The organism is Marinagarivorans algicola (assembly GCF_001292705.1).
Taxonomy (GTDB): domain Bacteria; phylum Pseudomonadota; class Gammaproteobacteria; order Pseudomonadales; family Cellvibrionaceae; genus Marinagarivorans; species Marinagarivorans algicola.
The window spans coordinates 26,385-38,106 of sequence record NZ_LGAK01000012.1 but is presented as its reverse complement, the minus strand read 5'-3'; the positions used below and the strand labels follow the sequence as shown (position 1 = coordinate 38,106).

Sequence of the window (11,722 nt, the reverse complement as noted above, 5' to 3'; positions counted from 1 at the left end):
GATCAACATCGCCTTATTTACCTCACTAACAACCAACCCAAATGGCGATTTACTTGCCTGCCGCCGCAACTTGCGCAGCAACTTCTGATGCAAAGTCAGTCTCTTCTATCTCAATACCTTCACCCACTTCTAAACGGATAAAGCTCACAACTTCTGCGCCCGCTTGTTTAGCCAAAGCTCCCACAGTTAACTCGGGGTTTTTAACAAAAGGCTGCTCGATCAAGCTGCTTTCTTTAAGAAACTTAGAAATACGACCCATAACCATTTTTTCTACGATAGCTTCTGGCTTACCGGCCATATCTGGCTGAGAGGCAATGATTTCTTTTTCTTTTTCGACTAACTCTTGTGGCATTTGATCAGGTGAAACTACCTGTGGATTGACCGCTGCAACATGCATAGCAATATCACGCGCCAATTCAGTCGTCCCGCCTTTTAATTCAACCAATACTGCAATACGGTTATTTGAATGCTTATATGCACCCACAACACCCTCAGTAGCAATTGCCGCTAAACGACGCACGCCAATGTTTTCGCCAATTTTTTGAACCATGGCTTCGCGCTCAGATTCTAAATCGCCAGCCATAACAGTTGCAACGTCTGTTTCTTTCGCATCGAAAGCAGCTGTTAATACTTTTTCAGCAAAACCTAAAAAGACTTCATCGCGCGCAACAAAGTCGGTTTCGCTGTTAAGCTCAATCAATGTACCGTAAGAACCATCTTCCGCAACTTTAACGCCCACAACGCCATCAGCCGCTGTACGACCCGCTTTTTTAGCCGCTTTTAAGCCACTTAATTTACGTAAGTTCTCAATTGCTTGATCAACGTTGCCATCGGTTTCTTTCAGTGCTTTTTTGCACTCGAGCATGCCAAGGCCTGTGCGCTCGCGCAACTCTTTAACCATAGAAGCAGAAATTGCCATGATTACTATCCTCAAGAAGAAAAAATAATTAAAAAAAGGGGGGCAAAAACCCCCTTTTAACATCAAGATATTACCACCGCATGAACACACTCAGCAGCGGTTATTCAAAGCTAGGCTTGAGCTTGCTCGTCGCCTTCAACTTCTTCTACAAACTCGTCTTGACCATGTGATCCTACGCCTTCTAAACACGCATCAGCCATAGCTGTAGTATAAAGTTTGATCGCGCGAATCGCATCATCGTTACCAGGAATCACGTAATCAACGCCGGCAGGATTCGAGTTAGTATCAACGATTGCAATAACCGGAATACCTAATTTGTTGGCTTCTTGAACAGCAATACGCTCATGCTCAACATCCACAACAAATAACGCGTCAGGCAAGCCACCCATATCTTTAATACCACCGATAGAACGCTCAAGCTTTTCCATCATACGGGTGCGCATTAACGCTTCTTTTTTAGTTAACTTATCAAAAGTACCGTCTTGGCTTTGCGCCTCTAGATCGCGGTAGCGACGAATAGAAGTACGGATTGTTTTGTAGTTGGTTAACATACCGCCTAACCAGCGGTGATTAACAAACGGCTGACCAGCACGGGCCGCTTGCTCAGCAATCGATTTTTGCGCAGCGCGTTTTGTGCCAACAAAAAGAACTTTCTTCTTTTGTGTTGCCATAACACGAACAATTTCTAAGGCTTCATTAAACGCAGGAGTGGTTTGCTCAAGGTTAATGATATGAATCTTGTTACGGGCACCAAAAATATATTGGCCCATTTTGGGGTTCCAGTAACGAGTTTGGTGACCGAAGTGAACACCAGCCTGGAGCATATCGCGCATGCTTACTGTAGGCATAAATATAATTCCTAAAATGTATTGGGTTAGGCCTCCATACACCCCGATTACCAACCTTTTATATCGATACACAGTGTGTATAAATAAGCGTGTATAGACTAAAAAGCACCCAGGCAAACGTGTCGGTATATGTGTGACAATAAGAGTTAAGTATTTGATACAGCGCATGAAAAATACGCTGTACTTCACCCAGCAAAAAGCTGGGCGCGCTTTATACCATAAAGGCACGCACAAATAAAGGCCGCATCCTCGCAATCAGAGCCGCGATCTCTCAGTACAACCACCAATATTTCCCACTTTCACCCCATCAAAAACTTACCATGAACCTGCTATTACCCAGCATCCATAAGGTATCGCATAGCTAAATATTGCGTCACAAACCCTTAAACAAACTGTCATTGATTCGTCATCACACACAAAGATACTGACCGCATGAATAAAAAAGACCCAATCAACTCGCGATCTATTAACGCCTGCGCTCACCCAGCAGCCAATGTAACAACTGACGCACAAAGACAAAAGGGCGCGCCTTTGCATGACGAAGCAAACCGGCAGAATCAAGACACGCAAAAACAACATGCATCACAATATCGCTCTGACAATAAGCCATCCAAGGCGCAGTGGCGCAGCGTTTTTATTTCAGATGTACATTTAGGCACCAAAAACTGTAAAGCTAGCGCCTTAAATCAGTTTTTAAAGCACCACCCGACTCAAAATCTTTATATGGTGGGTGACATTTTAGATGGTTGGAAAATGCGCGATGGCGTTTACTGGAAGCCGGCCTTTAGCCGCGTGGTCAAACGTATTTTTAAGTTATCAAAAATGGGCGTCAAAATCACTTACATCACCGGTAATCACGACGAATTTTTACGCAAATACGCCAATAATCGCTTTGACAATATCAACCTAGTTAACAAAGCCACTCACATTACCGCTAACAATCGACGCTTGTTAATCATTCATGGTGATCAATTTGAAGGCGTCGCCCGCGCCAGTGGCTTATTGCGCTTTATCGGCGATCACGGCTACGAGCTACTAATGTTTTTAAACCGGCAATTTAACCGTTTGCGCGCCCAATTTGATTTGGGCTACTGGTCATTTTCAGGGTTTTTAAAAACGCACTTACAGCGTGCGCAGCGCTATATCAATGACTACGAGCACGCGGTGGCTTATGGCGCACAAAAACAAGGTTATGACGGTGTTGTATGCGGGCATATCCATCAAGCCTGCGCCCGCACAATTGATGGTGTGGCTTATTACAATACCGGGGACTGGGTCGAGTCATGTACAGCTATTGTTGAAGACTTTGAAGGCAACCTATCACTGGTTCAATGGTTAGACGATCCACGCTACAAAGCCTTCAAAAAAGTTAAGAAACAACGTAAAAACTCACGCCATTTGATTCATCAAGCACCCAAACATCCCCTCCCCATTCCGACATCTACCGAGCAAGAGTAGCACGGCAAGAGTTGCACCAAAGCAGTTAACTCAACTCACTTGCGGCAAGCGCCGCATAGGCGGTATTAAAAGCCACCTCCTGGAACACCTTCAAACCAGTATCCGAAAACTTCACCGGTACAGGATGCTCGGCAATAGCGGCTTTGATGGCCGCCGCTGTCATCACCTCAACACTTAAATCCTCCTCACCATCAAGCAGCTCTAGCACGGCTTCACACTTGAAGCCCACAGCACTGCCAGCAAACTTACCCTTTTGGGGGCGCTCGCGAATTACCACACGACTGACGCCATAATCTTCCATCAGCTTGGCAAAGGTATTTTGAAAATGCTTAAGTGCGCTACTGCCTGTAGTGCTTTGTAGTACAACGCGCGTTGAGCGGCAGTCGGGCAGGCTAAAAACGCCATCTTTCAAGGTTAACAAACATACAATTGCTTCATTAGACTTTAACTCTACGCCACATACAATCATCGTAAATCTCTTTTGGGTCATTCATTTTTAAGGCTTAAAATACACAAAAGGCTGTAGTCAACACTACAGCCTTTAAACCGCTAATACACTTAGCGGCAATTGTAACTTATCTTGTGTGTATTACACTATTTACAGCACTTTAGCGAACGGTAAACGTTAATGGCTTACCGGCTGCCGCATGCGGTGCTATCCACGCACGGAAGGCGCCGGGCTCAAAAACATGCTGCGTCTTAGCATTAAAAAACATTAAATCTTTATGGCTAAGCTCGAAGGTTACCGTTTTTGCCTCGCCTGGCGCTAGCACTACGCGCTGAAATTGTTTGAGCTCTTTGACTGGCCGAGTTACCGAGCCTGCAATATCTTGAACATAGAATTGCACAACTTCAGTGACCGGTCGCAAGCCTGTGTTTTTAACCACCGCACTCACACGTATCGCTTCATCGCGCGCCAGTACACGCTTGGCCATGGCTAAGTCACTATAGTGTACCTCAGAGTACGACAAGCCAAAGCCAAAAGGATACTGAGGCAAATAACCGGCATCCATATGAGTTGCAGCATGGCCCAGTGAGTGCTGATGCGCTTCAAGCGGGTAATCATCCATCATAATAAACGGACGCGACTGCGGGGGACGACCAGTATTTTTGTGATTATAATACATAGGCAACTGACCACCCATCTTAGGCCAAGTCACGGGTAAACGCCCAACAGGCTCGCTCACGCCTGTCAGTACATCGACAATAGCGGGGCCACCCATTGTGCCCGGATGCCAAGCCATTACCAAACTATCAAATGACTCCAGCACATCGTGCAGCTCTATTTGACGGCCGGCCATCAACACAACTACCAATGGTGTGCCGGTTTGCTTAAGTGCTGCTAGCAACGCTTCTTGAGCACCCGGCAAGCGAATGTTTGCGCGGCTATGCGCCTCGCCCGATAGCGCGGCTTCTTCGCCCCCAACATACACAATCACGTCGGCCCATTTCGCCGCTTTTATCGCTTTTTTGAAGCCTTTGGTGCTTTTATCTCGCGAGAAGTCCAACCCTGGCACATAGCGGTACTGCACCGAACCTTTAACCTTGGCCTGCTCAAAAGCCTGCAATACAGTTATCGAGTCTTGTTTTTCACCATCCATAGCCCAAGTGCCCATTTGGTCATGCGCTGCATCGACCATAGGGCCAATCAAGGCCACTTTTTGGCCGGGCTTAAGTGGTAATACCTTGCCCAATTTGGCGGCTTTTTTATGACTGGGCACGTCATTTTTTAGCAATACTAAACTTTGAGCAGCCACCTCTTTAGCCGTTTGGTGAAATTTAGGGTGTTTTTTCTCGGCTTGGCGTGCGATATCAGTGTAGGGCTGCTCAAACAATCCTAGCTGCGCTTTAAGACGTAAAATACGTAATACTTTTTGATCAATCTCGAGCTCGCTTATTTTACCTTCTTGAATTAATGCAGCTAAATGATCGGCATAGCTCGTGCTGACCATTTCCATGTCCAAGCCCGCTTTTGCGGCTTTATAAGCTGCATCTTTATTATCTTCAGCGCCCCCGTGTACAACCGTCTCAACCACCGAATCCCAGTCGCTGACAATCACCCCTTTATAGGCCAACTCTTGACGCAAAATGGTATCCATAAGGTACGAACTGATAGAGGCAGGTACACCGTTTAAATCATTAAACGCGGTCATGATAGATGCGCTACCAGCAGCGACCGCTGCACTAAACGGTGGTAAATATTGATTGTGTAATAGGGGTTCGGGGATATACGTTGTATTGTAATCACGCCCCGCCTCGGCTGCGCCATACCCTAAAAAATGCTTAGCGGTAGCCGCAATATGGGTGCTATCACCTTGACTCAAGTCTTTACCTTGATAACCCATAACCGAAGCTACTCCCATCACACTAGTCAAATAAGGGTCTTCACCAAATGACTCGGCAATTCGACCCCAACGTGCGTCACGCGAAATATCGAGCATAGGCGCAAAAGTCCAGCGAATGCCGTCAGCCGAAGCCTCAATGGCCGCAATTCGCGCACCTTGCTCAACCGCATCAGGGTTCCATGTTGCCGCTTGCCCTAACGGGATAGGGAAGATCGTTTTGTAACCGTGAATCACATCGCGAGCCACCAATAAAGGTACGCCATGCGGCCCTTCTTCAACCGCCAAACGCTGCAGCTCATTGGCCACGGCGACTGTATTAATATTCAAATAAGAACCCACGCGCCCCTGTCGAATAGCCTCTTTGACTTCTTTTGGAATATCTTCAGCGGTTACCGCTTCTAAGTGCGATTGCTGTAGCTGACCAATTTTTTGACTTAAAGTCATTTTTGCAAGCAGCGACTCTGGGCTTGCCCAAGCGAGTGGGACCGTACATAGCGAGACGGCCAGCGCCGCAGCACAACAGCGTAGCCCTTTAGTGACTAATAACCCGTGGCGCAAACCACCGTGAAATAAAGAGAGTATTATCATTATTTATGCCCTTTAATGTTTATTGTGGAATAGCGTTGAATATGACCAAGCAAAATAACGACATGGGCGCCATACTTCGCCTCAAAAACAACACAAAATATTATTGATACAACCCACCTTAGGTGACATAAGTGGGGTCAATATCACACCAGTTTATAAGCCATTGCCGCTATAACGGCAAAAATAACCAAAGGTGGGTCGAGTCACATCCTGCTTTAGGCCACGCAGCGATGTTTTAAGATGTCAAATAGTCACGTGTACTGCAAAACAGTCGCATATAGTGCAAAAATAGCCGCGTATATTGCCAATAATTTCCTAGGTTGCAAAACTACCTAAGCTTAAAATCACCATCGAGACTTAGGTGAGCACCTCTTAATTTAATGCCACTATTCAGAGATACCCACATTGGGCGCAATAAATCATTGACTGGCTAATCAAGCCGTGGTGGCTTTAGCTGATGCAAAGTCTAACCTTGCATACCCTTATGCAGGCGCAACGCCTACCCCATGCATCCATGCTGGGGCTGGGCGCTACATAAGATAAGGTGAGGCTTGTCAGCTTAGCTAAATAGTTACGATTTAATATGTATAAGCACTATGGCTACCCACTATTCACCCTAGCATTAAGGCTATCTTAGTATTAAGGTTATCTTAGTCTTTACGGATTCTAGTCTTTACGGATTCGCTCAGCGTCTGCAACTGTGCTCGCACTGACACATCAACTCACTCGGCGCTTCAAAAAAACCAGCGAACCCTCGCGCTCAATTTGCACTAACCCAAAGGCCTCGATGGCCGCTTGCATCGCCAAAAAAGGCGCTTGGCCGCCATCTTCTGGATTTTCAAAAATATCATGAATGGCCAACACCCCATCAGCAGCTAAATGCTGAGCCCAACCCAAACAATCAGCGGTGGCCTGCTCTAAACTATGACCGCCATCGATAAACATAAAGGCTAATGGCGTTGTCCATATTTGCGCCAACGCTTCCGAGCGCGCAACAATCGGTATCACCGTATCATCCATACCGCATACACGCAGCGTGCGTCGAAAGTCAGGGAGTGTGTCAACCCTTTCAGCCTCGGCATCATAATGCGCAGCATCATGATAACCCTCGCCTTTTTGATGCTCTTCAGAGCCTGTGTGATGATCGACCGAAAACACTTTTTGCCCCGCAGCTTTAGCGGCATGACCTAAATAAACCGCCGAGCGTCCACAAAAACTCCCCACCTCTAAAAGCAAGCCTTTTTGCGCTTGCTCACACGCCATGCGATAAAGTGCCTCCGCTTCATGCTCGGGTAAAAAACCTTTAATGTGGTGCTGCGCCAACAGCGCATGGATAGTATTCACGGAAATCATAAAAACCTTTTATTATTAATCATTAAGCTATTGACCCGCGCAGCGATGCCAAAGCAAAGTAAAACGGCCTCATCAGAGGCCGCTAAAATAGAAATGATACAAGATTTAAGGAAAGCGCGGTAAACCCGTTACGGTTAAATTTTGCATATCGCAATAACCGTCAGGGTTTTTCACTAAATATTGCTGATGATACTCTTCGGCAAAATAAAAAGGCGGGTTGTTCACAATTTCGGTCGTCAATGCTACTGGGTCAGGGCACGATTTTAATTTCATCCGGTAGAGATCAAAGCTTTGCTTAGCTAAAAAGTGTTGCTCAGGTGTTAAGGGGTAAATACCTGAGCGATACTGCGGACCAACATCATTACCCTGACGCAACCCTTGGGTGGGGTTATGATTTTCCCAAAACAATTGCAATAGATCGCGATACCAAATTTTTTTTGGGTTATATACGATCACCACCAACTCGTTATGGCCTGTTAACCCCGAACACACCTCTTTATATAAGGGGTTTGGCGTTACTCCGGCCCCATAACCTACTGCGGTAGTATGTACGCCTTTTACTTGCCAAAAGAGTTTCTCTGCCCCCCAAAAACACCCCATACCAAAAATAGCTCGCTCATAGTGTGGCGGGTAAGGGGGCTCAATCGGAGTACCTAAAACAGCATGAGGCTCAAAACCGGTAATTGCTTCTTCTCGGCCAGGCAGTGCGGTATCACCGTATAAAATGGCATCCTTTTGGGAATCAACCAACATGTTTGTTACCTGTGGTGTCAGATCAAACAAACTCAGCAGTATGGGTTATCGCGCTTAATAACAAATAAAACCCCATACTATCGTTAAACTCACTGTGACCATTAGCAATAAAAAGGCCTATACCTTTGTTTTAGCAGGCTCGACACATGATTTCAACCACCGTAGTCGCAATAAATATTTTAACGGCGCTTAATATCAAATCATGTCACCCAAAAAATGCTCTTTGGCTATTTTATCGGATACCCAGCGCTGCGTAGCGCGCAATAGATGTCTTTTTGACGCCGCAATATCAGTAGCTAGCAGCTCGTTCACACGCTCATTAAATTGCTCTAAGGTTAAGTAACCGTCAACACCATCATACCAACGCCTATGACATAGCTCTTGCCACTGCGCATATTCTGGCTCGGTTAACGCTTTGGGGTAGAACCTTCCTTTATAACGCAACAGTAAATCGTTGTATCGTTTGTCATTAAAATAAAACGCTTCACTCGCCAATTGCTCAGGCTTTGCTGCACGTATTTTTTCTAAAAGTGGCCTATCTTGAGGAGCTAAAAAGCCGTCATACAATTGCTGCTCAGCATCGGGCTTTGCCTCAAAGGTGGCCTGCGCAAACACTTGCGCTATTTTAGCGCCAATATCGTATTGCAATAATTGTTGCCAATGCTTTTCGCACAAAGCCTTATCAATACCTAGCCGCTTCGCATTCTCGTTAGTCAGCAATTTAGGCGTTAATACAACAGGGCTTTTATTAAGGTGTACCGCCTTTAAAGCGATGCGCTCTTGACCGGCCGGCAAGTCGGCGGCGGCAACAAATACTCGCTGCGCAATTTGCTCAGCCGTTAGATGAATTAAATCACTAGGGTCTTGGCTTAAATTAAAGACTAAAACTGCATTTTTATTTTTAGGATGGAACGCCAAAGGAACCACAAGCCCGGCGCAGCCTTGCTCGACAGAGAACCGCGATGATATATGCAAAAAAGGCTTACGCTGCTTAATATTAATATGCATGGCTACTGTGTTTTTTAACCGCAACTCAAATAAATGCCGATATAGCTCGGGCTGCTTTGTTTTAACAAGCTTAGCCATAGCGATAGTCGCCTCGACATCACTTAATGCATCATGCGCACGGGCGTGCACTAAGTTGTTTGCCACGGTTAAAAGCTCAAGCTTAAAGCTTACTTTACCGTCCACCTCGGGCCACTCTATACCGGCTGGGCGCAAGGCATAGCATGTGCGTACCATATCAATGATATCCCATCGGCTATTACCCTTTTGCCATTCGCGGGCATAAGGGTCGTAAAAATGACGGTAAAAACTGTACCGGCTCACTTCATCATCAAAGCGAATACTGTTATACCCCACCCCACAAGTATTTGGGGCTGCAAGCTCGGCATAAATACGTGCCATAAAATCAGGCTCGGGTACACCGTTAGCCTCCGCATGCTCTGGCGTAATACCTGTCACCAGTACCGCATCAGGATGCGGCAGTACATCGAGAGTAGGTTTACAATACCAAACGTCAGGGTCGGCAACGGGCTCTAGGTCGCCATTGGTGCGTATCCCAGCAAATTGGCTAGGTCTATCGATTGCGGGGTTGGCGCCCCACGTTTCATAATCATGCCAATACAGCGTCGGCTCAGACATTGAACAACCTTCATGTTTAATTGTATTTTATCTTTCTTCAAATCGGTATACTCATACCACTTAAAGTTAAAGCAAAGCAATGGGCACACCAATGAGCAATCTCGACTCACTTTTTGATAACAATATTCGCTGGGCTGACAACATTAAAGCCGAAGATCCGCACTTTTTTGAAAAGCTCGCCGCCCAACAAAAACCTGAGTACCTATGGATTGGCTGCTCTGACAGCCGCGTACCGGCTAATGAAATTGTTGGTTTATTGCCCGGCGAATTGTTTGTCCATCGCAATATTGCTAATACCGTTGTCCATACGGATCTTAATTGTTTGTCGGTTATTTACTACGCGGTTGCAGTGCTTAAAGTCAAACATATTATTGTATGTGGGCACTATGGTTGCGGTGGTGTACAAGCGGCGATGGGCGACACTCAAGTGGGGCTGGTTGATCATTGGTTGCGTAACATTCGTGATGTTTATTTTAATAAAAAGAATGCCTTTGGCGCCGACCTTGACGATAAAGCCCGTGTCAACTTGCTATGCGAATTAAATGTCGCACAGCAAGTGGCCAATGTGAGCCATATCCCCTCAGTCCAAAACGCTTGGGAAGCTGGCCACGAGCTGAGTATTCATGGCTGGATTTACGATATCCACGACGGCTTATTAAATCGCATTACCCCTTCTATTAATGCTATAGAGCAAGTCGCAGAGCAATATAGAGTCAAGAAAAAGCTGCTCTAAGACACACATACTCACACTAACGGACAATTAGCTCACGGTAATAACTCAAACATAGCATCAATAAGCAGCCTAATACCATCCAAATTAGCTTGCGATAAAAGATCATTTTTTGACTATTGAGCCGCTGCCACACCCCCGTCGCTTGCACTAATTTCATGGCTAAAAAAAAGGCCACTGTCATAAGCGCTAACGCCATTAAAGGCGATACAATACGATAAGCACCCAGCGCCAAAATACTCAAGGCGCAACACCCCAAAGCCGATAACACACTCAAGCGAGCTTTATCGACGGGTGCAGCAAGCGCATCGCCGACACAGAGTCCGGCAATAAATACCACTGTCAGTGCCGTCCACCCCAAAGTAACCAGTAATACTCGTGCCACCGCATCAGGTGCCACCCACGGCATAACCGCCGCCGCCAAAAAAGGCACTATCGCGATAACAATATAACGAGAATAATCCATAAAAAGCCCTACAAATAGCCAGTAGCGCAGCTGGCATTAAGTTTGTGGTAGCGTAACGCCCGTTTGACCTTGGTATTTACCTCCACGATCTTTATAACTGGTTTCACACTGCTCATCGCTTTCAAAAAACAGCATTTGCGCCACGCCTTCGTTGGCGTAAATTTTGGCCGGCAAAGGGGTGGTATTCGAAAACTCTAATGTAACATGACCTTCCCACTCAGGCTCTAGCGGTGTGACATTCACAATAATGCCACAACGCGCATAGGTCGACTTACCTAAACATACCGTTAATACACTGCGTGGAATTTTAAAATACTCCACCGTACGCGCCAGCGCAAAAGAGTTAGGCGGAATAATGCACACATCACTTTTAATATCAACAAAGCTGCCTTCATCAAAGTTTTTAGGGTCAACGGTGACCGAGTGCACATTGGTAAATATTTTAAACTCATCGGCACAGCGTACATCGTACCCATAACTCGAGGTACCGTAAGACACTAAGCGGTCGCCTTTTTTACCGTAGCGCACTTGCTCAGCCTCGAAGGGGCTGATCATATCTTGCTCTTGTGCCATTCGGCGAATCCACTTATCGGACTTAATCGACATTTTTTACTCCAC

At 46.1% G+C, this 11,722-nt stretch carries 11 protein-coding genes; 2 read left to right on the top strand and 9 right to left on the bottom strand.

What is annotated here, in order from left to right:
* Positions 1-49 precede the first annotated feature (49 nt).
* Together tsf and rpsB are read right to left on the bottom strand one after the other, a co-directional pair.
* On the bottom strand, positions 50-919 hold the full coding sequence (tsf, locus tag AC438_RS05535) for a translation elongation factor Ts (RefSeq protein ID WP_053980249.1): 870 nt from the start codon (positions 917-919) through the stop codon (positions 50-52).
* 110 nt (positions 920-1,029) lie between these two features.
* Positions 1,030-1,767, bottom strand: coding sequence for a 30S ribosomal protein S2 (rpsB, locus tag AC438_RS05530; RefSeq protein WP_053980248.1), 738 nt, complete (start codon positions 1,765-1,767; stop codon positions 1,030-1,032).
* Positions 1,768-2,199: 432 nt separating this feature from the next.
* Between rpsB and AC438_RS05525 the strand changes: the two genes are divergently transcribed.
* Positions 2,200-3,225 (top strand): UDP-2,3-diacylglucosamine diphosphatase, encoded by a 1,026-nt coding sequence (locus AC438_RS05525; protein WP_053980247.1) that lies wholly within the window; start codon positions 2,200-2,202, stop codon positions 3,223-3,225.
* Positions 3,226-3,250: 25 nt separating this feature from the next.
* Here the strand turns inward: AC438_RS05525 and AC438_RS05520 are convergent, their stop codons facing one another.
* From AC438_RS05520 to sbcB, 5 genes are all read right to left on the bottom strand, one after another.
* Complete coding sequence (locus AC438_RS05520) at positions 3,251-3,715, bottom strand: DUF3010 family protein (RefSeq protein WP_202904713.1); 465 nt, start codon at positions 3,713-3,715, stop codon at positions 3,251-3,253.
* Between the two features lie 118 nt (positions 3,716-3,833).
* Entirely contained in the window at positions 3,834-6,158 is a 2,325-nt protein-coding gene (locus AC438_RS05515) for a glycoside hydrolase family 3 N-terminal domain-containing protein (RefSeq protein WP_156317006.1), read from the bottom strand.
* A gap of 717 nt (positions 6,159-6,875) precedes the next feature.
* Positions 6,876-7,511, bottom strand: a complete 636-nt coding sequence (locus AC438_RS05510; protein WP_053980245.1) for a class I SAM-dependent methyltransferase — start codon at positions 7,509-7,511, stop codon at positions 6,876-6,878.
* A 105-nt stretch (positions 7,512-7,616) separates the two neighbouring features.
* Positions 7,617-8,264, bottom strand: a complete 648-nt coding sequence (gene msrA, locus AC438_RS05505; protein ID WP_053980244.1) for a peptide-methionine (S)-S-oxide reductase MsrA — start codon at positions 8,262-8,264, stop codon at positions 7,617-7,619.
* Positions 8,265-8,459: 195 nt separating this feature from the next.
* Positions 8,460-9,908, bottom strand: a complete 1,449-nt coding sequence (gene sbcB / locus AC438_RS05500; RefSeq protein WP_053980243.1) for an exodeoxyribonuclease I — start codon at positions 9,906-9,908, stop codon at positions 8,460-8,462.
* A 91-nt stretch (positions 9,909-9,999) separates the two neighbouring features.
* Between sbcB and can the strand changes: the two genes are divergently transcribed.
* Positions 10,000-10,641: a carbonate dehydratase gene (gene can / locus AC438_RS05495; protein ID WP_053980280.1), complete on the top strand. Its 642-nt coding sequence runs from the start codon at positions 10,000-10,002 to the stop codon at positions 10,639-10,641.
* Positions 10,642-10,657: 16 nt separating this feature from the next.
* Here the strand turns inward: can and AC438_RS05490 are convergent, their stop codons facing one another.
* Positions 10,658-11,104 (bottom strand): hypothetical protein, encoded by a 447-nt coding sequence (locus tag AC438_RS05490; protein ID WP_053980242.1) that lies wholly within the window; start codon positions 11,102-11,104, stop codon positions 10,658-10,660.
* Between the two features lie 36 nt (positions 11,105-11,140).
* Positions 11,141-11,710 (bottom strand): dCTP deaminase, encoded by a 570-nt coding sequence (gene dcd / locus AC438_RS05485; RefSeq protein ID WP_053980241.1) that lies wholly within the window; start codon positions 11,708-11,710, stop codon positions 11,141-11,143.
* Between the last annotated feature and the right edge of the window lie 12 nt (positions 11,711-11,722).

Coding starts and splice junctions, on each gene's coding strand:
- AC438_RS05520 (WP_202904713.1), bottom strand. CDS start 3,715: ATGACCCAAAAGAGATTTACGATGATTGTATGTGGCGTAGAGTTAAAG.
- can (WP_053980280.1), top strand. CDS start 10,000: ATGAGCAATCTCGACTCACTTTTTGATAACAATATTCGCTGGGCTGAC.
- msrA (WP_053980244.1), bottom strand. CDS start 8,264: ATGTTGGTTGATTCCCAAAAGGATGCCATTTTATACGGTGATACCGCA.
- dcd (WP_053980241.1), bottom strand. CDS start 11,710: ATGTCGATTAAGTCCGATAAGTGGATTCGCCGAATGGCACAAGAGCAA.
- AC438_RS05490 (WP_053980242.1), bottom strand. CDS start 11,104: ATGGATTATTCTCGTTATATTGTTATCGCGATAGTGCCTTTTTTGGCG.
- sbcB (WP_053980243.1), bottom strand. CDS start 9,908: ATGTCTGAGCCGACGCTGTATTGGCATGATTATGAAACGTGGGGCGCC.
- rpsB (WP_053980248.1), bottom strand. CDS start 1,767: ATGCCTACAGTAAGCATGCGCGATATGCTCCAGGCTGGTGTTCACTTC.
- AC438_RS05515 (WP_156317006.1), bottom strand. CDS start 6,158: ATGATAATACTCTCTTTATTTCACGGTGGTTTGCGCCACGGGTTATTA.
- AC438_RS05525 (WP_053980247.1), top strand. CDS start 2,200: ATGAATAAAAAAGACCCAATCAACTCGCGATCTATTAACGCCTGCGCT.
- tsf (WP_053980249.1), bottom strand. CDS start 919: ATGGCAATTTCTGCTTCTATGGTTAAAGAGTTGCGCGAGCGCACAGGC.
- AC438_RS05510 (WP_053980245.1), bottom strand. CDS start 7,511: ATGATTTCCGTGAATACTATCCATGCGCTGTTGGCGCAGCACCACATT.